The following is a 22,573-nucleotide window of genomic DNA, read 5'->3' as shown; positions in this document are numbered from 1 at the left end:
AGTGGGGTTTCATGGCTTATGCGTTTGAAAATTCATCATTTGCAGCGTTTGTTGTCCTTTTTTTGATGTGCTTGCGGTGCGTACTTATTTTCAGTTTAAATAGGGATGAAACTGACATTTTTTCATTAATTACCTATTTTAGCGAAAAATTTGCATACAAACCGATCTAATTTATTTTCCGATCAACCATGATGACAGATCATCGCAAATCCAGCGGGTTTTCAGTGAATGTAACCGATTATATTCGGCGGATAATTCTTTTTTCAACGATCCTGATCACACTGGGCATGGGTGCTGTGATGATGCTTCAGGAGTACTTGTTGTTTCAGCGAATCAGCAACCAACAACGTGAAAACCATATCAGCCGTCAGAAGGACTTTATCAAGGAGTTAATTGACATGGAGGTGGATTACATTGCCCAGCATAAAAGGCAATTTGATAGCCGGGTAACTGCTGAATTAGCCGAAAATGTTTGCTATGCCCATAATCTGGCCGAGAAATTTTATCGGCAATATCATGGGCGGATGTCGGATTCCGAAATCAAAGAGTTGATTGTCAATGCGGTTTCTGCCCTAACCTGTTCGAGCCCTTTTGCTCAAGTGTTTATCAATGAGATGGCGGGCAGTGGGGTTTATTATCCCGGCCGACCCGATTTAACCGGTAAGGATTTGTCTATGTTTCAGGATGTTAACGGTCATTTGGTTGTTCAGAAGGAAACGGATTTGCTGAGGGAAGGAGGGGAAGGTTTTATTTTTTATGGCTCCGATGAGGAGAAGGACGAAAATGGGTTGCCGCAAAATAAGGTTACCTATGTCAAGTTGTTTGAGCCGTTTGGCTGGTATTTTGGCTCGAAATGTTACCTGGGCGATTTCTACGATGAGTTTAAACTGGAGATCGCCAAAAAGGTTAGCTCCGAGCGGTTCCGGTATGGTGGTTATATTTTTTTGAATGAAGCTGATGGAACACCGATCGTTTTGGACGGACAGGTCTATGAGGGGTCTTTTAACTTTCTGGACGGGAGCGATTCTGCGAAGATGGACGTATTCCAGAAGGAAATTGCTGCTGTTGCATCGTCAGAGGAAGGCGATTATTTTAACTATCACTGGAGGCGACTGGATGGAGAGGAGCCTTCGGCTAAGCTGGCATTTGTTCGGTATTTCCGCGAATGTGACTGGATTGTTGGGGCTGGTTTTTATGAGGATGACATCAATGCTGATTTGATGATTCAAAACGAGGAGCTAAAAAAAGGATTTTTTCAAAATATGCTGCGTGTATTTGTGTTGTTGATCTTGATCCTTGGCGTAGAGATGTTTATTTTCAGCCGTTTTAGGAAAAATTACCTGGCCGACTTTTCGCATTTTGCCCATTTTTTCAAGGTTGGTAAGGGTCAATACAAGCGGATTGAGGTAGAGAAACTCCATTTTGAAGAATTCCGCAATATGGGAACAGTGGCCAACGAGATGATTGATGAGCGCGTCAAAGTACATGCACAGTTGGTGGCAGAACAGAAGCGGGCATTGGAATCTGATCGTCTGAAAACGGCTTTTTTGGCCAATATGTCACATGAAATTCGCACACCCATGAATGCCATTATTGGCTTTTCGGAACTGATTAATGATGATTCTGTTGACGAAAAAGACAAGAAGAAATTTGTCCGGTTGATTTTACAAAACGGAGAATTTCTGATGAGTCTGATCAACGATATCATTGATATTGCCAAGATAGAATCAAACCAGCTAAATATTCTGAAAAAGAGATTTCAACTGAATGATTTGCTGGGCCGGGTTGAATCGCATTACCGCGAATACATCAGCAATCATGCCGGTTTGGACCTTCATTTTGAAGTGGAGAACCACTTGCCTGCCAGGTTTTCCTGTTATTCGGATGAATTTCGGTTAAAACAGGTATTGGACAACCTGATTGGGAATGCCATTAAGTTTACAGCGGTTGGTTCTGTTCGGTTAATTGTTCACGCGCAGGCAGACCGTGTTTATTTCAGGGTAAAAGACACCGGGATTGGGATATCCCCGGAAGAGTTGGATTCCGTTTTCGAGCGTTTTGTCCAGGCAGCTAACCAAGGCAAGCGTAATTATGGCGGAACCGGGTTGGGACTGGCCATTTCGCGAAATATCGTTCATTTGCTTGGAGGCGAAATTGGTGTAAAATCCAAATCGGGCGAAGGCTCAGAATTCTATTTTTCTATTCTTTGCTGATTTTTTGTTGGATTTTCTATGCGCTCAAAGGCAGGTATATCATGAATCGGCTTCCGTTGTTTGGCGAGCTTTCAATACTTAATCCGCCGCTGTTTCGTTCCAGAAAGTCCTTGCATATTTTCAGCCCGATGCCGCGGTCTTTATCGTAGTTGGCTTCGGCTGGCCCCAGCGCGATCGGATCGTCTTCCATGATGTCTTCAATCATTTCAGGGGTCATGCCAACTCCCGTGTCGCTGACGGTCAGCAGTAGTTTGCCTTTGGCAACTTGTGAGTGCAGGCTGATTTTTCCGGCCGTTCGTGTAAATTTTACCGAGTTGGATAGGATATTCCGGACAACCACATTTACCATTTCCATATCGGCATAGGCAAAATGGTTCTCGTCCACCTGGTTTTCAATAACGAAATTTTTATGTTTTATCGAGCTGGTAAATAGTTGTAGGTTTTCTTTAACAAGGCTGGCGATGCTTATTTTTTGTGGGTTTACTGTTAATTGTCCGGTTTGGCTTTTCGACCAGTTCAACAGGTTTTCCAGCAGGTTGAAGGAACTGTCGACCACTTCGCGCGATTCGTAGAGAATACTTTTCAGCTCTTGCGGATCTTCCAGATCTTGTTCCACAATCAGGTCAAAAATGCCTTTAACGCTGCCAATTGGGCCACGTAATCCGTGACTGATCAGGGAAAACATGCGGTCCTTTTGTTCGTTGAGCTTAAGGAAATAACGCTTCACTTCGCGGTGCTTTTTCAGTGCCACGGTCCAGGCAACAGCCACCAGCAGAATTAACCCGGCAGCTATGAGCAACGAAAGGCGAATGACATGTTGGGTTTCACTACGCGCTTCCATTAATTGGGCCTGACTTGCAGCTTGCTCGTCGCTGTATTTCTGTTCAAGGCCTGCAAGCTGGTTGTTCTTGTCAAGTTCACTCAGGCTATCCTGTAAGGCCTGGTATCGGTCAAGGTGTTCCAGCGAGTTGCGATAATCGCCAATCTGTTTCAGAATGCCTGCTGTCTTTTTGTGCAGATGAAGGGCTTTTTCGTGCTGGCCCAGTTTTTCAGAAAGGCGAATGGCTTCGTTCAGGTTATTTAGGCCCTGGGTGATATTCCGGTACGTGAGGTAATAATTTCCAAGGTTTTCGTAGGCGATGATTGCCTCATCCAATAAACCGTATTTCAGAGAAAGATCGAGCGCGGCACTGCTCAGTTGAAAACTGGTAGGGTAATTTTCTTTTTCAGATTCGGCTGCAGCCAATTTGTTCAGAGACGAAATATTTGCTTTTATATCTGCAACCGCACTGTCCGCTTTAGCTGCCCTTGCACCCGAGCCGTTGAGGCTAAAGCAAAGGAATCCGATGAGAAGTTGATATAAAAGCTTTATTTTCATTGCATACCACCTGAATCTCTTGGCAAGATAAAAATTATTTGTTTAATCGAAGGTGACGGGGAGACGGTTGTATCGCTAAGTTATCAACTCCCGGCTGTTAATTTCCGGGAGTTGAATATGATTTTGTTTATAACGTGTTCAGGAAATTGGTCACGTTTGCCGCAATCCGGTCCTGGATTTGGTCGATGTCCGACTTTACAAATTCGTCGCCGGTAATGTTTTCATACAGCTCGATGTAACGTTCGGATACTGAGGCAACAAAAGTTTGGTCCATTTTGGGAATGGTTTGGCCCTCTTTGCCCTGGAATCCGTTTTCGATCAGCCATTGGCGCACAAATTCTTTCGAAAGTTGTTTTTGTGCTTCGCCTTTTTCCAGCCGTTCTTCGTATCCATTTGCATAGAAGTAGCGCGAAGAGTCGGGTGTGTGGATCTCGTCGATCAGATAAATTTTACCGTCTTTTTTACCGAATTCGTATTTGGTATCCACCAAAATCAGTCCTTTTTCGGCGGCCATTTCTGTGCCGCGTTGGAACAGTTTGCGGGTATAATCTTCCAGCATTTCATAATCTTCCTTGCTAACCAAACCACTGTTGATAATGGCTTCGCGCGAAATATCTTCGTCGTGGCCCTCATCGGCTTTTGTGGTCGGTGTCAGGATGGGAGCGGGGAATTTTTGGTTTTCCACCATCCCTTCCGGCAAGGCAACTCCGCAAAGGCTACGTTTCCCGCTTTTGTATTCGCGCCAGGCATGACCGGTCAGGTATCCGCGGATGACCATTTCAACTTTAAACGGTTCGCAAGCGTGGCCAACCGTTACATTAGGATCGGGCGTAGCGATTTTCCAGTTGGGGACAATATCGGCAGTGGCATCCAGAAATTTGGAGGCAATTTGATTTAAAACCTGCCCTTTGTAGGGAATTCCTTCCGGCAGGATGACGTCGAATGCCGAAATGCGGTCGCTCACCACCATTACCAGGAATTCATCGTCAATGTTATATACATCGCGCACCTTGCCGTGGTAAACACTTTTTTGCTTCGGAAAATTAAAATCCGTTCTGGTTAATGCTTTAGTCATTTTCTTCGTTTTTATCTGGTTGTTTTTTCTCTTCTCTTTTGGCCAGTTGCAATTGGTAATGCCTATCATAAGCATCCACAATTTCACGAACGAGCCGGTGGCGGACAATATCCTTTGAGTTGAATTGAACAAAGGAAATGTCTTTAATGTTGCGAAGGATTTTTTTGGCTTGCAACAAGCCTGATTGGCTGGGCGATGGCAAGTCGATTTGCGTTTCGTCGCCGGTAATGATAAACTTGGCATTCATCCCCATGCGGGTCAAAAACATTTTCAATTGGTTGAGCGTGGTATTTTGCGCTTCATCCAGGATGACGAACGCATCGCTCAGGGTGCGTCCGCGCATAAAAGCCAGGGGCGCAATTTGGATGATGCCGTCTTTCATGAATTCTTCCAATTTTTTTGCCGGGATCATATCTTGCAAGGCATCGTACAGCGGTTGCAGGTAGGGATCGATTTTTTCTTTCAGGTCACCGGGCAAAAAGCCCAATCGTTCGCCTGCTTCCACGGCGGGACGGCTCAGGATGATGCGCCTTATTTCCCTGTTTTTGAGGGCCCTGACAGCCAATGCTATGGCTGTATATGTTTTCCCGGTTCCGGCAGGGCCAATGGCAAAAATCAGGTCCGATTTTCGGCTTTCTTCCACCAGAACGCGCTGGTTGGGCGTACGTGCGCGAATGGGCTTGCCGCTGTTCCCATGCAGCAACACATCTCCCGGACTCACCTGGATGCCATCCATGGTCAGCGGATCATTGTTCAATACCTGACGGATTGTATCTTCCGGCAGTATGTTGAATTGGTGATAATGATCGAGCAACAGTTGCAGTTTTTGTTCAAAGGCGGCGCTTTCTTTTTTGTCGCCATGTACGATCAGCTGATTGCCCCGGCTGATTATTTTCAGTTTTGGGAACGAAGCTTTGATCAAATCGATCTTGGCATTGTTCACCCCGTAAAATTCAAGCGGGTCAACCCCTTCCAGTAAAATCAGCTTTTCAAACATAGCGCAGTGTAAAATCTCTTGGTTCCGCTTGCAAAAGTAACAAAAAATGTTGGCACAAGGCGGGGCAAAACGGCGGCCTTTTGCATCTCTTCCCAATGCGAATTTCGGATTACAGCATACGTTTGCAGTGAACGTTTCAAGTGGCGGATCAAACAATCATTTTTTTTCATTCCGGATTATATGCCTATTTCGTAATGGATTCCGGCGCCGGGCCCAAGCGGGATGCCAAACAGCAGCCAAACGATCAGCAATAAGGTCCAGGCAATAAAGAAGACGATGGAATAGGGTACCATGGTGGCGATAATGGTGCCGATGCCTGCTTTTGCATCGTACTTTTGTACGAAAGCAATGATTAACGCAAAGAAGCTCATCATGGGCGAGATCACATTGGTCACGCTGTCGCCGATACGGTAAACAACTTGTGAAAGCTCGGGTGAATAGCCCATAATCATAAACATCGGGATGAAGATAGGTGCCAGGATGGCCCATTTGGCCGATGCGCTGCCCATGATCATATTGACCATGGCCGAGAGGATGATGAACAGAATCATCAGCGGAATCAGGCCGAGGTTGGCCATCATCAGCAGATTGGCTCCTTTCACGGCCATGATGATACCCAGGTTGCTCCACTTGAAGTATGCCACAAACTGGGCGGCAAAAAAAACCAACACCAGGTACGTGCCCAGCGTTTTCATCGATTTCGCCATTCCGTCCATTACATCCGAGTCATTTTTAAACACGCCGGTAGTAAAACCGTAGGCCAATCCCATTGCTCCGGCTGTGACAAACAGCATGGCTACAACGCCCCGGATCAGTGGAGAAGAAAGCAGTCCTCCATCTGTTCCCCGGAAATAACCATTTTCGGGGATAATCCCGATAAGGGTGAGGATGAATATGCCCAGAAATGTTAGTGCTGCTGCCAGTAGTCCTTTCTTCTCGGTTTTCGAAAGCTTGTCAAACGAACGGTCCTCTGGTTTCACCTCGCCGCTGTATGTTCCCAGTCGTGGTTCCACGAGTTTTTCGGTGACAAAAGTCCCGGCCAGTGAAATGACAAAGGTGGATGCTACCATGAAATAATAATTGGCAGTGGCATTTACTTCGTAAGTTGGATCAAGGATGATGGCTGCTTCTTCGGAAAGTCCGGCAAGCAGGGGATCGACGGTACCCAGCACCAGGTTGGCGCTAAACCCTCCCGACACTCCGGCAAAGGCTGCTGCCATACCCGCTATCGGATGTCGCCCGACTGCTAAAAAGATGACACCTGCCAGCGGTATAAGTAATACATAGCCCACATCGGAAGCCAGATTTGAAAGAATTCCGGAAAATACGAGCACAAAAGTGAGCAAGTGTTTGGGCGAATTGAGTACCAGCAAGCGGATGAGCGTATTAATTAGTCCGCTTTGTTCGGCGATACCAATCCCCAGCATAGCTACCAGTACAATCCCCAGGGGGGCAAAGCCGGTGAAGTTATCGACCATCTCCAGTAAAATGCGGTGAATGCCGTCGTGCGACAACAAGTTGAATGGTTTTACGACTTCCTTTGTGCCGGGGTGTATAACCTCCCAGTTCATATGATGGCCCAAAGCCGATAGTAACAAAGCTGCCAAGGCAAAGAGGGCAAACAATGTGGCGGGGTGGGGCAGAGCATTGCCGGCCCGCTCAGTCCAATTCAGTAATCGTTGCGAAAATCCTACTTTCATCTTGCTCATAATCTCTCTCTTTTCGGTTTTATTGACTCTTAAAAAAAGTCATAATTACTTAAATAATAAAATTTGAGCGATATACCGTTTGTTTTTTGTGTGCTTTTCTTTCAGAAATCATGCCTTTTGTGCATGGCAAACGAGCATCCACTGTACTTTTTTAAAAAAAATAAAAGATAAAAATATCTTAAAATAGAAACATTGCAGTGAATAAAGAAGTAAAGAATGTCATAACCATTTAATTCTGAAAGTTATGAAAGTAATTTACGTTGTTTTTATTGCGGTTTTTCTTTTTGCATTCCCCTCATGTGAAAAATCAGATGTGGTGGCGGATGCCGAACAGGAGGTAATCTTGAAGAAAGCCCACCTGATGTCGAGATTTAAGGCCCATCTGTCCGGTGGGGAAGAGGTACCGGCCAACACATCGCAGGCTACCGGGCAGGCAACTTTTGCCCTGAGTAAGGATGGAACGATGATTTCGTATAAATTGATTGTGGCGAACCTCGAAAATGTAACCATGTCACACATTCACATGGGAGCAGCCGGAACCAACGGGGGAGTTGTCGCCTGGTTGTATCCATCAGGCCCGCCAGCCATGTTGCTGCAAGGCACTACCAACGGGATTTTGGCTGAAGGGGTAATTCAGGCCGAAAACCTAATCGGGGCGTTTGCAGGTCAGCCGCTTGATGCACTGGTTGATGCCATGATGGCAGGGAATGCCTATGTAAATGTTCATACAACAGCTTTTCCGGGTGGGGAAATCCGTGGTCAAATTAGCGGGAAATAATCTTTGAAGACGGGGTGAAGTTTCAAAGCGGAAATCCGGCGAGTAGGGGTTTACTCTCTCGTTGTTCCCTTCTTCTTTCGTTCGTCAGCATACAGCGAGGGCAGCGAAATGTTGTAGCGGATAACTACCAGCCGCATGGCAATGATGAACAACACCGGGACAATTTGCAAAATGGGGTTAATAAAGTGGAGCTTGTTCAGCGTGAGGTAAAGGATGGCACCCAGGATGCTAATGGTGGCATACACCTCGCGCTTGAAAATGATGGGTACTTCGTTGACCAGGATGTCGCGCAGCACACCGCCAAAGGCTCCGGTGATGGTTCCCAGTATGACACAGTTGACGGCAGCCAACCCGTATTCGAGCCCGATTTGAACGCCGGTGATCGTGTATAGACCGAGCCCGATAGCGTCGAAAATAAACAGCGGTTTGGTGATGTGATCGAGCTTCGATTTGAAGATGATGGCACAAATGGTCCCGGCAATGATAAAATGAATGTAGGAGGTTTGCGTAATCCAGAACACCGAGCGGTCGTTGATCAGCATGTCGCGCAGGGTACCGCCGCCCACGGCTGTTACAAAGGCGATGATGAACACGCCAAACGGATCGAAACGTTTGTCCATGGCGGTAATGGCGCCCGAAATGGCCAGCGCAAACGATCCCAGAATGCTGATATAGTTGATGATGATTTCCATTGCCCTTCTTTCAGGCTGCATTTATTTTTTTCGAATGAGTTGATTCGTGCCGTAGCAGGCAGCTTCCTGTTCGGGAAAGGCCAGGTAAAACTTGGTTTCAATTTCGTGGTCTCCTGTTTTTTCGATTGTCCATTTGGCCGAACCTCCCGGCACAAAGTTTTCGATATGCTCGGTTTGAAAAACCAGAAAATTGGCGGATGAAAGAGAGTCAATCAGCACATACTGATTGATAAAGCCTTCGATATGAAACTGTCGGAAGACAATCAGATTCCGGGCCTTGTCGAAACTGATCATACCCCGGTCGATATGGTGTTCTCCCTCGGGTTTGCTGGCCGTCGGCTCAAACTTCGAGTCATTGATCACTTCGATAAATTGTCCGTTCATTACCGATTGAAAGGAAGTCGTGATTTTTGACTGGCTGTTGCCAAAACCGCTGCCTGTTCCCTGCCAGTTTCCCAGCAAAAACTCAAGGCCTTGAAACGGGCTGTTTTGTGCTACGACATTCACGGCAAAAAAAATCAGGCTGACGAGAAGAATTTGTTTTTTCATGATAAGCTGTGTTTACGATTCCATCTTTTTTGCCTCGTCCCAGTATTTGTCCATTTCGGCCAGCGACATCGTTTTCAGGTCAAGGCCTTTTTTCAGGGTTTGGCTTTCCAGGTAATTAAAGCGGTTGATAAATTTCAGGTTGGTGCGTTCAAGGGCAGCTTCGGGGTCAACGCCACACAGGCGGGCAGCATTTACCATCGCAAAAAACAGGTCGCCGAATTCAGCTTCCACTTTGTCTTTGTTGTCGTGGGTCAGCTCGTGTTGCAGTTCGCCAATTTCTTCCTTCACCTTTTCCCACACCTGTTCGGGGTGCTCCCAGTCGAATCCTACGCCACTGGCCTTTTCCTGAATGCGGTTGGCTTTTACCAAAGCCGGCAGCGAAGCCGGAACGCCTTCGAGTACCGTTTTCTTTTTGCGGCCTTTTTCTTTCAGTTTCAGCGATTCCCAGTTTTGCTCCACTTCGCGGGCATTGTTCACATCTACTTCGCCGTATATGTGCGGATGGCGGTAAATTAGCTTTTCATTCAGATTGCGGATAACATCGGCCATGTTGAAGGCCTGCTTTTCTTCGCCGATTTTGGCGTAAAACACGATATGCAAAAGCAGGTCACCCAGTTCTTTTTTTATTTCTTCCAGATCGCTTTTCAGGATGGCGTCGCCCAGCTCGTATGTTTCCTCAATGGTCAGCTTGCGGAGCGACTCGAAGGTTTGCTCGCGGTCCCACGGGCATTTCTCGCGCAATTCGTCCATGATGCCTAGTAGTTGGTCAAAAGCTTGCAGTTTTTCGTTCATAGTGAAAGATGATGCGGGCCCGGAGTTTTATGCTCCCGTCCCTTGATTTTTAGTTGTCGAACAGCTGACTTCTTTAAAATTTCATGGCCCGGTCCATATCGCGCTGGGCGTCCTTGTGTTTCAGCGTTTCGCGCTTGTCGTGGATTTTTTTCCCTTTGGACAGTCCGATTTCCAGCTTGGCCAGTCCGCGGTCGTTCATAAACATGCGCAGCGGGATAATCGTCAAGCCGCTTTCTTTTATTTTTTTCTGAAGTTTATCCAGTTCCTTTTTGGTGAGCAGTAGCTTACGGTCGCGCCGGGCTTCGTGGTTGTTGATATTTCCGAAATCGTATTCCGAAATATTCATGTTCACCACGTACAACTCGTCTTTGGTAAACCGGCAATAGGCTTCCACAATGCTGGCCTTGCTGTTACGGATCGATTTAATTTCGGTGCCCACCAGCTGAATGCCAGCCACAAATTTCTCCAATATTTCATATTCGAAATAGGCCCGTTTGTTTTTGATGTTGATTTGTGTGGGTTTATGCGCCATAAGGGAAAATTGCCAGTAAAAGTTTCCAACTAATGATATTGACCATGCCGAAAATCAGGATGATCAGCAAGATCGACAGGATGATGAACCTTGACCGGTTTTCAGCGGGCAAGCCCAGACATTGCTGTGACCCCAACACAAACAAGTAAAAGCCATACAAACCGATGATGCTGAGTACGTACAGGCCCGGAAACAGGCCGGTGATGAATGATGCCAGCAAAAAAGGCAACAGGGAATAGGCTAACACGTGGCGAACAGTTTTTCTATCGTGACTGCCGCCATAGTTGATCAGCAAGGTAGCCAGCACCGGCACGGCAATCCAATATTGGATCAGGTAGCTGATGATTTCCCGCAGTCCCTTCATGGTGGCGTACGATAGCAGGAACTGGGCTTTACCGATTATTTCACCCAGAAAAACGGCCACACCCACGGCGATGACCAGCGGGGCATAAAAACGGATGACGATATTTCCGGTAAACGGCGCTTCGCTTTTTTGTTGCCAGAATTTTTTGGGTTCGAGAAGGAGTTGCCTGCTTTCGTTGAAAAGCCAGGTGTATCGTTGTTTTAAATCCATATCGCTTACATTTGCGTTACAAAAATACATTATTTTGTACAACCTTATCAAGAATGACCATGCAAGAGGGAAAATATCAACTGCTCGCCATCGTTGGTCCAACCGCTTCGGGCAAAACAGCGGTGGCTGCCCATGCCGCCAATATGCTCAACGGCGAGGTGATCTCGGCCGACTCGCGCCAGGTGTACCGGGGAATGGACTTGGGCACAGGGAAAGATTATGGAGATTACGAGATTGACGGGCAAAAAATACCATATCACCTGATTGATATTGTGGATGCTGGTTACGAGTATAATGTGTTTGAATATCAGCATGATTTTCTGAAAGTGTATGCCGATGTGACTGGCCGGGGCAAGTTTCCGGTGCTGTGCGGGGGCAGTGGTTTGTACCTCGAAGCGGTTCTGAAAAATTACAAGCTGGTGCAGGTTCCCCACAACGAGGAGTTGCGCAGTCGGTTACAGGACAAAAGTCTGGACGAATTAACCGAAATTCTGAAGACCTACAAATCCGATCTGCACAACATCACCGACATTGAAAACAGAAAGCGGGCGCTGCGTGCCATTGAAATTGAAGACTATCTAACGTTGCATCCTGAAATCGATACGCACATGCCCGAAATGAACAGTCTGGTGGTTGGGGTGAAATACGACCGGTTGAGCCGTCGTCGCCGCATTTCTGAACGTCTAAAACAACGACTTGACGAAGGTATGCTGGCCGAGGTACAAGCATTGCTCGACAAGGGGTTGAGCCCGGAACAACTCACTTATTACGGGCTGGAGTACAAGTACCTGACCCAGCATTTAACAGGGGAGCTGACTTACGATGAAATGTTTTCGGGTCTGGAAACAGCCATCCACCAGTTTGCCAAACGGCAGATGACCTGGTTTCGGCGTATGGAACGACAGGGTACCCACATTCATTGGCTGGACGGCTACATGCCGTTAGCCGAAAAGCTCGAACGGATCAAATTCTGGCTGGAACACTGACTCATCCCAAACTCATGTCAACAATAAATTGAATTGATTCAGTCACGCTGAACTTGTTTCAGTGTCTCATTTGTGATGAGATGCCGAAACAAGTTCGGCATGGCGCTCTTTCAAAACTGTGTTGACACGGTACCAAGACTTGATCCGTTCGTTTTTTTTAAGAGGGAAAGACGATTATCCTTTCCCAATGCTTTTCAATTCGAAACCTATTGAAGTAATTTCTTTCCGGTTCAGGATGTTCCGTCCATCAAAAATGAATGCCGGCTTTAGCATATTGTTATAAATCTGTTGCCAATCGTAGCCTTTAAATTCATCCCATTCCGTAAGAATGGCGGTGGCATGGGCATTTTTCAGTGCTTCGTAAGGTGAATCATGTACCGTCACTAAACTGCGGATTTCAACTGCGCTCAAAGCACTAAATTGAGTTGCTGTGCAGGGATTATCGTTGCGGCGGTGCTTTTGAAGGTATTCCAGGTCGCCGTATATCTGTTCAGCAGTAACTTTGGGGTCATACACATGAATTTCGGCCCGGTCCTGCAGCAATTCGTCGGCCACATAAATGGCAGCTGATTCGCGCGTGTCATTCGTATCTTTTTTGAAGGCCCAGCCCAGGAAGGCAATCTTCTTGCCCGATACGGTGTTGAACAGCGTATCAATAATTTGTTTGGCGAACCGGTGTTTCTGGTAATCGTTCAGCTTGACCACCTGTTCCCAGTAGTCAGCCACTTCGGGAAGGTTAAAATGGCGGCACAAATAGACCAGGTTGAGAATGTCTTTTTGGAAGCAGCTCCCTCCAAAACCCACCGACGACTTCAGAAATTTTGGCCCGATGCGGGAGTCCATGCCAATTGCATGGGCAACCTCGTCCACATCGGCTCCGGTTCGTTCGCAAAGGGCAGAGATGGCATTGATAGAAGAGATCCGTTGCGCCAAAAAAGCATTGGCCGTCAATTTTGATAATTCAGATGACCAGATGCGTGTGGTGACGATCCGTTCGCGCGGTACCCAGTTGGCGTAAACATCGGCCAGGGCCTGCTCGGCGCGTTTTCCGTCTTCGTTATCTTCGCTGCCGATCAACATGCGGTCGGCATAAAGCAGGTCGTTGATGGCTGTGCCTTCAGCTAAAAATTCCGGGTTGGAAAGAACTGCAAATTTGGGGCGGGATGTTGCTAGTTGTGTGTCTTTCCCGTTGGTCGCGGCGGCATCCAAAATGGTGCGGATGGCTTGGGCTGTGCGCACAGGCAAAGTAGATTTTTCGACCACGATTTTATCGTCGGTAGCGATTTCTGCAATTTGCCGGGCGCAAAGTTCCACATATTTCAGGTCGGCAGCCATGCCTTTGCCAACCCCGTACGTTTTGGTGGGTGTGTTTACCGAGATGAAAATCATCTGGGCTTCGCGTATGGCGCCTTCCACATCGGTGGAGAAAAAGAGGTTACGTCCGCGGGCTTCGGCCACTACTTCAGGCAACCCGGGTTCATACACCGGCAGGCGGTCCAGGTCGATTTGGTTCCAGTCGGCAATACGTTGTGCGTTGATGTCAACAACGGTAACTTTGATATGCGGGCATTGCTTCGCAATAACGGCCATGGTTGGGCCACCGACGTATCCTGCTCCAATGCAGGCAATCTTGGTAATGTTGGATGCTATCATGGATGAATGTTTTTTATTATCAATTAACTTCGAGCCATCGTTTTTTTATCGAGCCCATAAATTCTTTGCCGAAAACCACTCCGGTACCGATAATTCCTCCTAAAAATATCCATACAATTAGGATGAGTGAGCGTTTAGGCGCCGATTTTTCGGTAGGAATACGCACCGGGTCGATTACTGTAAGTACGGGTGTGTCTTCTTTCACCTGTATTTGTGCCTGCTCCAGTTGTTTGGCCAACTCGGAATAAACCGAATAGGCAATGTTGTATTGGCTGAGCAGTTGTTCTTCTTCGGTTTGCGCCATTGCTGTCGAAACGTTTTTGTTGCGGTCGCGGAACAGGGCCAGCTTCTTTTGGGCCTCCTCAAATTCGGTTTTTTTCTCGTTGTAGCGGTCCTGTATGAAGTTTAACTGCGTGGCCGCTTTTTCAATTTTGTAACGGGTGATGTAATCCTGCAGCATCGTCTGTGCTTTTTGCGCTACTTCGGCAGCCAACCGGGCATCGCCAAAGGTGGTGCTTAACGATAGGTACCCTTCTTTGTCGTTCAGTTCCAGGCTAATTTGCTCGTCCAATATTTTTCTGACTTTTTCCTGTTCATCCGTTAAGGATAATAATTGACCGGGGGAAAGCTGTTCATCATCAGCAAGCTCGTTTCCTTTTAATGCATTAATGATGACGCCGGGCAGGCCCAGTGTATATTTTATAACGATGGATCCAATTCCCGCTTTTTGATGTTCTGTGTAGAATTCATACAGGCTGACCGGCTGCTCTACGCCTGGGCAATGGAACGTGGAGTTCATCAGTTCGAGCTGGAGTGGCAACGACTTGATGATCCGCGGATACATTAACGGGGACAACGATTCGCTGGTGCCCATATTATTCAGGTTGAACCCGGCCATGGCAGCCAGGGAGGAAAGCCCCCCCAGCTTGGAACTTTGGCTGTTGGCCGACTGTGGCACAATGGTGGTGGAGGCGGTGAACTTGTTGGGCGATACAAGTGCCACCAACACACCCAGTACTGCTCCGGCAACCACATAACGAAGGATAGTGCCCCGGCCATTCCAGAGCGTTTTGGCCAGTTCAATCAGATCAATTTCGTCATCGGCAGCGTTATGTGTTACTTGCGGTTGTGTATTGTTCGAGTTTTCCATAGCTATTCTTTTTCTTACCGGTCTGATGTCCGTTGTCTTTCGGTAAGCTGTATCCTTGTTCGGTTGATTCCCTTATTTTTTGTTCCTGACAGCATTGATGATGTTGCGCATTTCCTCCATACTGGTTGCTTTTGGGGCATTGTTGTTGAAATTTTGCGAAATATTTCGAGAATATTCATTTCCCGTAGGTGCTGGAACCTTAACCATAATTGGTTCTGGTTCTGGTTTTTTTATCACTTTTACCAGATTGAGTTCCACCAAGGCATCCAGAATTTTTTCAGCCTTGCCGTTCATGATTTTGATTTTCAATGTTTTCATGTAGTTGTTTGATGTGTGGTATTCATGGATCTTCAAGTTACCGGAGAACGGCGGCAATCGCTACGGCCAGGGATGAAAGTGTACTGGTGATGGCCAGCCATTTGCCTGTATTATCCGTGTCTTTCTTTTCCGGTTTTGCGGGCACAATAACCTGGCTTCCTGGTTTTACCTTTGGGTATTTTTTCAGGATAAAACTCCGGGTAACGTCGGTGGTGCCATTGCTGTAAACCACGTAAACTTTATTCTTTTTAGCATTTTGGCTGAACCCTCCGGTGCTGTTGATGTAGTATTTTACTCCGCGTCCGCGCTCCCAGGCCAAGCCAATAGGGTTCATCACTTCTCCGTTTACCCAGATTTCTTCTGAGCGCATCGGAACGCTTAGCTGGTCGCCATCACGCAGGAAATAATCGTAGGAAGAACCTGGCTGTTGCATGATTCTTTCCAGACGGAGTTCAAGACTTTCGAATTGCTCCGGCATTTCTACCTGAAGAGAGGAGTCGCTGGTTTCCTGCAGGCGTTGGATCGCTTCCATCTGGGCCATTTGTTGGCTTGCGACGGAACGTTTGAGTTTGGCCCCTTCGGCAAAAGCGTAGGGGGTCAACCCACCGGCCCGTTTGAGCAGATCGGAAATTCGCTCGTTCTTGTCGCTAATGCTGTATTCACCGGGAAATTGAACTTCTCCCTCTATGCGAACCGTTTTTTGCACCTGGTACGAAGGTGCTTTGCGGATGTAAACCTGGTCGAACGGTTTTAACACAAAGGCTGCATCTTCATCGGTCAGTTGTAGGTTGCGGTCGATCTCAAACTGAAACAGCGAGGCCAGTTTGCTGTTGATGGTGCTTGCTTCTTCCTTGCTGTTGCGCCGGGCCACCTCGATGTACGATTCACTGGCTGCTTCGGTCATGCCACCAGCCATAAAAATGAGGTCTTTCAGGGTCATGTTTCTGAAAAAGCCATATTCTCCAGCTGCCAATACTTCTCCCAAAATGCGCACGGTTTTCTTTTCACCCATGCTGAAAATGTCGCGGATGATGATCTGGTCTTCCCGTTGAAGCACCGGATCGTTGACGCCGCTGAACAATTCACCCAGATCGAATGGAATGGTGGTGGGAAAAAGCTGTTCGTCGAGGCGAATAATCAGGCCGCGTTGGGCATAATAATCTTCGCGGAGGCCACCGGCTTTGCCAATTAAGTTGGAAAGGGTCATGCCCTCATCCAAGGCGTAAGTGCCGGGACGAAAGACGGCGCCTTCTATGCTGACACGGTTTTCGTACCGGTCAATCACTTCTTCAGCGCGGATCAGATCGCCGTTTTTTAGTCCAAAGCTGTCAAACTGATTTTGCTCCAGGTCAACCAACTGGTATTGGTCGTTGGTAAAGCGGGTCAGTAATACGCGCGATTGGGCGGCTGCTTCGCTGAACCCCCCGGTAAACTGGAGGAGTTCGCGAACATTTTCGCCTTCCTTCAGTTCGAATATTCCCTGGCGTTTGAAAGCGCCGATCGTTTCTACCCGTTTCAGGTAAGTAGGGATGTAAATAATATCCTGATCGCGCAGCGAAATGTTGTTTTTAGTATTCGACCGGATCAGGTAATCATATACGTCAATTTCGGCAAACAGCTTGTTGTTGCGGATGATGCGTATGTTGCGGAAAGAGCCGTTTTCGCCCGGGCCTCCCGACAGGTACAGGGCGTTAAATGCCGAAGCCGTGGCCGGCAAGGTGTATGTGCCGGGGGCGATGACCTCGCCAATAACGTTTACTTTAATAGAACGCGGGTTGTTGAGGCTCACCTCTGCATAGGTGTTTGGGGTTGCCCCAGCCATACCGTTGTAAATGGAGGTTAGCCGTTTCAGTAAAAGCTCTTTGGCAGATTCGTAGTTGAGGTTAGCCACTTTGACAGGACCAACGTCGGGAATATTGACTGCACCATTGGCATCAATTTGCAAAAGATAAGTTTGTTGGCTGGCGCCCCAAACCTGGATGTTCACCTCGTCGCCAATGCCCAGCACATAGTCTGCCGGTACCGGAATAGTCACCGAAGGTTCGAAAGTCAGGTTTTCCTGGTTGAACAAATGATATCCAAATAGTTTTTGGTTCTTTTCAGAAACAGGCGACAGTAGTTTTTTTTGTGAAACCTCCATTTTCGCACTATCCTTGTCCAGATATTGATCGGGTGTGCCTGGAATTTTCTGGTCGATTTTGGTCGTACTGCTTTTCGTACCTATTTCGCCCGAAAATTTCATCTGGTTGATGCGGCGGGTGAGCTGATCAATTTGCTGTTGGGTGGCGCCGCGGGCCTTGGCCAGTTGGATGGCCTGTTCCTGGCTTAAACCACGTGCGTTTATTTCTTCGATGATTTGCTTAATTTGCTGATCGGAAAGATTTTCAATCTTTACAGATGAAGCTTCGCGTTGGGCTAGCGAGACTGTTGCGGTTCCCAACAGGCAGAAAAGAAAAAGGAATAGAAAAATTTGTTTAGACATGTGATCGTATTTATGTGCCTGAATGTATCTGATAACTACTTTTTTTCAATTTTGTTGCCAAGCCGTTTCCCGCTAAACCTTTCATCCCGGATCAGCTTTGCGTAAAACAGGCGTAAGTTATTGCTTTTGAAGCTTTTTTCAATGTTCGTGATAACAAAAACATCCCTGGTATTATTTCAGAAATGTTTCCGGTTGGCAAATTTAAGGATTTATCTGTTTAGTCACAGGAATATTTTCTATTGTTAAGTTATTTTTAGCTCATTCTGTTCTTTATGTCGTTTATTCCAGGTCAATTAATTTGGGGTCTTTCTTTACTGACAGTCATAGGTTTTGAGATCATGAGGCTCTCTTAAATGGTTTGAGCGTAGCCGTACTAACCTGTCAGGTTTAAGGATTTGTTAACTGAAAATTAGCTGTTTCGGGCGAAAATGTGTTACCTTTGCGCCCCTTAAATGTAATAGAAAGACTTGACGAATGATTACTGTTTCAAATTTGGCGATCCAGTTTGGAAAGAAGCCGCTTTTTGCTGACGTAAACCTGAAATTTACCCCCGGAAACTGTTACGGGGTCATTGGTGCCAACGGTGCCGGAAAATCCACCTTCCTGCGATTGATCTCGGGCGAATTAGACCCGACCCGTGGGTCAGTGCTGATGGGCCCTGGCGAGCGCCTTTCGGTACTTAAACAGGATCACCACGCGTTCGACGGTTTTCCGGTATTGGACACAGTACTGATGGGACACAAAGAGTTGTGGCGGGTGATGAAAGAAAAGGAGGTGTTGTATGCAAAAACTGATTTTTCGGAAGAAGACGGGCACCTGGCCGCGAAACTGGAAGATGAGTTTGCCCAAATGGACGGGTGGAATGCTGAAAGTGATGCCGCCATGTTGCTCAGTGGCCTGGGTATTAAAGAAGATTTTCATTACCAGCTGATGAAAGACCTGGATGCAAAAGCCAAAGTACGGGTTTTGCTGGCTCAGGCTTTGTTTGGCAATCCCGATAACTTGTTGCTCGACGAACCAACCAACGACCTCGACCTTGAAACGGTTTTGTGGCTGGAGAACTATCTCGGCAACAGCCAAAATACGGTCATCGTCGTGTCGCACGACCGTCACTTTCTGGACAATGTTTGTACCGACGTGGTGGACATCGATTATGGAAAGATCCACGCGTTTTCAGGAAACTATACGTTCTGGTACGAGTCGAGCCAGCTGGCACTTCGGCAGCAGGCAGCTGCCAACAAGAAAGCTGAAGAAAAGCGAAAAGAACTGCAGGAATTTATCAGTCGGTTTAGCGCCAACGTGGCCAAGTCGAAGCAAACAACCAGCCGCAAGAAGATGTTGGAAAAACTTAATATCGAAGAAATTGAGCCGTCAACCCGACGCTACCCCGGCATCATTTTTCAGCCCGAACGGCAAACAGGCGATCGCGTGTTGCGTGTTGAAGGACTGAGTTACGAGCAGGATGGTGAAGTGTTTTTCAAAGATGCCACTTTTACAATAGAAAAAGATGATAAAGTGGTTTTCCTCGGAAAAGATAACCGCGTGATGACCATGTTCTTTAAAATTATCATGGGCGAACTGGCACCCACATCCGGTAGTTTTGAGTGGGGCGTGACCATCAAAAAGGCGTACTTGCCGATGGATAACACCGAATATTTCACTGAGAATAAGAAATTGTATGAATGGTTGGGCGATTATTCGCACGATACCAGCGAGGCTTTCCTGCGCGGATACTTGGGGAAGATGTTGTTTTCGGGCGATGATTTGCAGAAAAATGTACAAGTGCTTTCGGGTGGTGAAAAGATGCGCTGTATGATTTCGCGCATGATGCTGGAGCACCCAAACACGGTCATTCTCGACCACCCCACAAACCACCTGGATATGGAATCGATTCAGTCATTCAATAATAATATGAAGGTTTTCCCGGGCCAAATACTGATGGCATCGCATGACCACGAGTTTATCAGCACCGTTTGTACACGCGTGATCGACCTGACTCCGGAAGGTGTGATTGACAAATATATGGACTTTGAAGAATACCTGACCGATGAAAAAATCAGAGCGAATCGCGAGGCCCGCTATCATCGGTAATATAAGGTAAAAGTCAAAAGTAAAAAGGGAAAAAAGGAAGACGGTTGGTAATCAGCCGTCTTCCTTCGTTTTAATGAATATACTTTTGTTGAAATTTGGGGGCAAGCTGCGCTTGACTTTGTTTTGGTGTTTCCTTCGAGCTTGGTTACATTTGCGTTTAAACTTTACCAGTATGGATTCAGCTATTCCTCCTGTTCAGTTCTTTCGGTATTGCCCGCGTTGCGGTTCTGCAAACTTTAACCAGCTGGGCGACCGTGCTAAAAAATGCGCACAATGTGGTTTTGCCTATTATTTTAATACATCGGCGGCCGTAGCGGCCCTGATTTTTGACCCGCAGGGGCGGTTGATGTTTGCACGTCGGGCCATTCAGCCGCATTTGGGCATGCTTGATTTGCCCGGCGGTTTTATTGAACCGATGGAGACTGCAGAGGAGGCCATTTGTCGTGAATTGAAAGAGGAGCTTGGCGTAACGGTTCAAAGCATGGAGTACTTTGGTTCCTTTCCAAACGAATATCCTTATTCCGGAATTTCGGTTTTTACGCTCGACCTCACGTTCAGGGTAACTGTGGTTTCGTTAGATAACATGGTGCCGATGGATGATGTTGCGTCTATCGAGTTTTATTACCCGCACGAAGTTGATCTCAGCGAGGTGCCATCTAACTCCATTCGTCTTGCCTTGCATAAATTGCAGGAAAAGTAATTATTTCAACCTAATCAGAAAAAGCGATGAATGAACTTATTGTCAGTCGTTTGGCCGGGCTTCGCCGGGAAATGGAAAAATCGGGTGTTCGTGCCTGGTATGTTTCGGGGACTGATCCGCATCAAAGTGAATATTTGCCGCAATATTGGCAGGCGCGAAAATATTTGACCGGATTTACCGGTTCGGCAGGGCAGGTGGTTGTTACAGCCACACGAGCTGCGCTGTGGACCGATTCGCGGTATTTTTTGCAGGCCGAAGAGCAATTGGCTGGCACCGGAATCCAGCTTATGAAGTTGCGGATAGCAGGTACCCCAACGCCGGCAGAATGGCTTGGAGCTGTATTGGAGCCAAGCGCTTTGGTGGGAACAGACGCCTGTTGTATGTCGGTGAACCAGTATAAAACGTTTCAAGCCGATCTTCAAAAATGTCACCTGCAACTGAGTGATACCGGTGATTTGTTGGCTTCGTGCTGGACTGAAAGGCAGCCTTTGCCTTCAATTCCGATTTTTGAACATGAACTGCCTTTTGCCGGAAAATGCCGACAGGAGAAATTCCAGCAAGTACGTGATGAATTGCGCGAATGCAGGGCCGATGGCTTGTTGATTACCGCATTGGACGATCTGGCATGGGTGCTGAACCTTCGGGGGCAGGATGTGGATTTCAACCCGGTATTTGTGGGTTACGGCATGATTACTCCGGAAGAGGCCTTGCTTTTTGTTGATCCTGTGAAGGTGCCGGAGGCGTTGAGCACGAAGCTCGCTTCAGATAGTGTGAGGATGCTTCCTTATTTGGCTGTTTTTGAAGTACTAAGAGCTTTCCGCGGTACGCTGCTGGTTGATCCTGACCGGACAAACCAAGCGTTGTTGGGATGCCTGAATCCGGATGTTGAAGTGCAGTTCCAGCTTTCGGTGCCTGCTCGGTTGAAGGCGCTTAAATCGGAAACCGAATTGAAGTACATCCGCGAAACCATGCGAAAGGATGGCGTGGCCATGGTTGAATTCTTGTTTTGGCTGGATCAGGCAATTGGGAAAGAAACGGTTACCGAATATGATATTGCGTTGAAGTTGTCTTCATTCCGGTCGTTGCAGGAGGGCTACCGGGGCGACAGCTTTTTCCCGATTGTGGGATACAACGAAAACGGTGCTATTGTGCATCGCTCGGTGACCCGGGAAACTGCAAGCGAGCTGAAACCGGATGGAATGCTTTTATTTGACTCGGGAGGGCAATATGTGACCGGAACCACAGATATTACAAGGACGATCAGCCTGTCAGAGCCTACCAATCAGCAGAGATTTGATTTCACGATCGTGCTAAAGGGAATGATCAACCTGACGCTGGCCAAGTTTCCTGCCGGGACCAAAGGCTGCAACCTGGATGTGCTTGCCCGCTTTTTCATGTGGCAAAACGGCATGAATTACGGACATGGTACGTGTCATGGTATCGGATACTTTTTGAACGTTCATGAAGGGCCGATGAGCATCCGGCAGGAATATAATGAATACAGCATTGAACCGGGTATGGTGCTATCAAACGAACCTGCTTTTTACCGGGAAGGGAAGTATGGTTTGCGAACCGAAAATATGATGGTCTGCGTTCCGCGTGAAATTACGGATTTCGGAACATTTTACGGTTTTGAAACGCTAACCTTGTGCCCGCTTGACCTGAAATTAATTGATGTTGATTTGTTGACCGAAACGGAAATAGAATGGATCAATGCTTATCATCAATGGTGTTTCGACGAATTGTCGCCTTTGTTGGAGCCTGATAAACAGGCATTTTTGAAACGGTTGACTACCAGCTTGTGAGCATAAAAAGAGGCCGTCTCAAAACAAAATTTGGGACGGTCTTTCTTTTTCTGGATTTTGGAGATTTTAGATTTTGTAGTTGGTTTGTTTATGGTTCCA

The 22,573-nt window shown here is 47.1% G+C and carries 19 protein-coding genes; 6 read left to right on the top strand and 13 right to left on the bottom strand.

The features are described from left to right. The first annotated feature begins 188 nt into the window (after positions 1-188). A complete protein-coding gene (locus N2K84_RS13405) occupies positions 189-2,213 on the top strand; it encodes a cache domain-containing protein (protein ID WP_282592329.1) in 2,025 nt (674 codons plus the stop codon). A gap of 16 nt (positions 2,214-2,229) precedes the next feature. On the opposite strand, the gene N2K84_RS13400 is transcribed toward N2K84_RS13405, so the two are convergent. The 4 genes from N2K84_RS13400 to N2K84_RS13385 form a co-directional block, all read right to left on the bottom strand. Then, the gene (locus tag N2K84_RS13400; RefSeq protein ID WP_282592328.1) at positions 2,230-3,591 is read right to left on the bottom strand and encodes a sensor histidine kinase; all 1,362 of its coding nucleotides are present in this window, start codon (positions 3,589-3,591) and stop codon (positions 2,230-2,232) included. A 127-nt stretch (positions 3,592-3,718) separates the two neighbouring features. Next, a complete protein-coding gene (locus tag N2K84_RS13395; protein WP_282592327.1) occupies positions 3,719-4,666 on the bottom strand; it encodes a phosphoribosylaminoimidazolesuccinocarboxamide synthase in 948 nt (315 codons plus the stop codon). Beyond that, complete coding sequence (locus tag N2K84_RS13390) at positions 4,659-5,663, bottom strand: PhoH family protein (RefSeq protein ID WP_282592326.1); 1,005 nt, start codon at positions 5,661-5,663, stop codon at positions 4,659-4,661. Before N2K84_RS13390 ends, N2K84_RS13395 begins: the two co-directional genes overlap by 8 nt. Positions 5,664-5,839: 176 nt before the next feature. After that, positions 5,840-7,372 (bottom strand): AbgT family transporter, encoded by a 1,533-nt coding sequence (locus N2K84_RS13385; RefSeq protein ID WP_282592325.1) that lies wholly within the window; start codon positions 7,370-7,372, stop codon positions 5,840-5,842. Positions 7,373-7,616: 244 nt separating this feature from the next. Between N2K84_RS13385 and N2K84_RS13380 the strand changes: the two genes are divergently transcribed. After that, a complete protein-coding gene (locus N2K84_RS13380; protein WP_282592324.1) occupies positions 7,617-8,150 on the top strand; it encodes a CHRD domain-containing protein in 534 nt (177 codons plus the stop codon). Between the two features lie 50 nt (positions 8,151-8,200). Here the strand turns inward: N2K84_RS13380 and N2K84_RS13375 are convergent, their stop codons facing one another. The 5 genes from N2K84_RS13375 to N2K84_RS13355 form a co-directional block, all read right to left on the bottom strand. Continuing rightward, positions 8,201-8,842 carry a trimeric intracellular cation channel family protein gene (locus N2K84_RS13375; RefSeq protein WP_282592323.1) on the bottom strand — a complete coding sequence of 214 codons (642 nt, stop codon included), beginning with the start codon at positions 8,840-8,842 and terminating at the stop codon, positions 8,201-8,203. A gap of 21 nt (positions 8,843-8,863) precedes the next feature. Continuing rightward, on the bottom strand, positions 8,864-9,391 hold the full coding sequence (locus tag N2K84_RS13370; protein ID WP_282592322.1) for a hypothetical protein: 528 nt from the start codon (positions 9,389-9,391) through the stop codon (positions 8,864-8,866). A 12-nt stretch (positions 9,392-9,403) separates the two neighbouring features. Continuing rightward, positions 9,404-10,183 carry a nucleoside triphosphate pyrophosphohydrolase gene (gene mazG, locus N2K84_RS13365; protein WP_282592321.1) on the bottom strand — a complete coding sequence of 260 codons (780 nt, stop codon included), beginning with the start codon at positions 10,181-10,183 and terminating at the stop codon, positions 9,404-9,406. 73 nt (positions 10,184-10,256) lie between these two features. Beyond that, the gene (smpB, locus tag N2K84_RS13360) at positions 10,257-10,715 is read right to left on the bottom strand and encodes an SsrA-binding protein SmpB (protein WP_282592320.1); all 459 of its coding nucleotides are present in this window, start codon (positions 10,713-10,715) and stop codon (positions 10,257-10,259) included. Next, positions 10,705-11,289: a Yip1 family protein gene (locus tag N2K84_RS13355; RefSeq protein WP_282592319.1), complete on the bottom strand. Its 585-nt coding sequence runs from the start codon at positions 11,287-11,289 to the stop codon at positions 10,705-10,707. Before N2K84_RS13355 ends, smpB begins: the two co-directional genes overlap by 11 nt. 53 nt (positions 11,290-11,342) lie before the next feature. Here N2K84_RS13355 and miaA point away from each other — a divergent pair, with 53 nt between their 5' ends. Then, positions 11,343-12,275 (top strand): tRNA (adenosine(37)-N6)-dimethylallyltransferase MiaA, encoded by a 933-nt coding sequence (miaA, locus tag N2K84_RS13350; protein ID WP_282592318.1) that lies wholly within the window; start codon positions 11,343-11,345, stop codon positions 12,273-12,275. A gap of 174 nt (positions 12,276-12,449) precedes the next feature. On the opposite strand, the gene N2K84_RS13345 is transcribed toward miaA, so the two are convergent. The 4 genes from N2K84_RS13345 to N2K84_RS13330 all read right to left on the bottom strand — a co-directional run bounded on the left by N2K84_RS13345 (position 12,450) and on the right by N2K84_RS13330 (position 17,878). Continuing rightward, positions 12,450-13,928, bottom strand: coding sequence for a UDP-glucose 6-dehydrogenase (locus tag N2K84_RS13345; RefSeq protein WP_282592317.1), 1,479 nt, complete (start codon positions 13,926-13,928; stop codon positions 12,450-12,452). 19 nt (positions 13,929-13,947) lie between these two features. Continuing rightward, a complete protein-coding gene (locus tag N2K84_RS13340) occupies positions 13,948-15,078 on the bottom strand; it encodes a Wzz/FepE/Etk N-terminal domain-containing protein (protein ID WP_282592316.1) in 1,131 nt (376 codons plus the stop codon). A 72-nt stretch (positions 15,079-15,150) separates the two neighbouring features. Then, positions 15,151-15,396 (bottom strand): hypothetical protein, encoded by a 246-nt coding sequence (locus N2K84_RS13335; RefSeq protein ID WP_282592315.1) that lies wholly within the window; start codon positions 15,394-15,396, stop codon positions 15,151-15,153. A 37-nt stretch (positions 15,397-15,433) separates the two neighbouring features. Continuing rightward, a complete protein-coding gene (locus N2K84_RS13330; RefSeq protein WP_282592314.1) occupies positions 15,434-17,878 on the bottom strand; it encodes an SLBB domain-containing protein in 2,445 nt (814 codons plus the stop codon). 474 nt (positions 17,879-18,352) lie between these two features. Between N2K84_RS13330 and N2K84_RS13325 the strand changes: the two genes are divergently transcribed. The 3 genes from N2K84_RS13325 (at position 18,353) to N2K84_RS13315 (ending at position 22,474) form a co-directional block, all read left to right on the top strand. Continuing rightward, positions 18,353-19,969 carry an ABC-F family ATP-binding cassette domain-containing protein gene (locus tag N2K84_RS13325; RefSeq protein ID WP_282592313.1) on the top strand — a complete coding sequence of 539 codons (1,617 nt, stop codon included), beginning with the start codon at positions 18,353-18,355 and terminating at the stop codon, positions 19,967-19,969. A gap of 172 nt (positions 19,970-20,141) precedes the next feature. Continuing rightward, positions 20,142-20,669, top strand: a complete 528-nt coding sequence (locus tag N2K84_RS13320) for an NUDIX domain-containing protein (protein WP_282592312.1) — start codon at positions 20,142-20,144, stop codon at positions 20,667-20,669. Between the two features lie 26 nt (positions 20,670-20,695). After that, positions 20,696-22,474, top strand: coding sequence for an aminopeptidase P family protein (locus N2K84_RS13315; RefSeq protein WP_282592311.1), 1,779 nt, complete (start codon positions 20,696-20,698; stop codon positions 22,472-22,474). Positions 22,475-22,573 lie beyond the last annotated feature (99 nt).

Source organism: Gaoshiqia sediminis (genome assembly GCF_025907915.1).
Lineage (GTDB): Bacteria > Bacteroidota > Bacteroidia > Bacteroidales > Prolixibacteraceae > Gaoshiqia > Gaoshiqia sediminis.
Note: the sequence above shows the minus strand (reverse complement) of the source record. Positions and strands in the feature narration are given on the sequence as shown.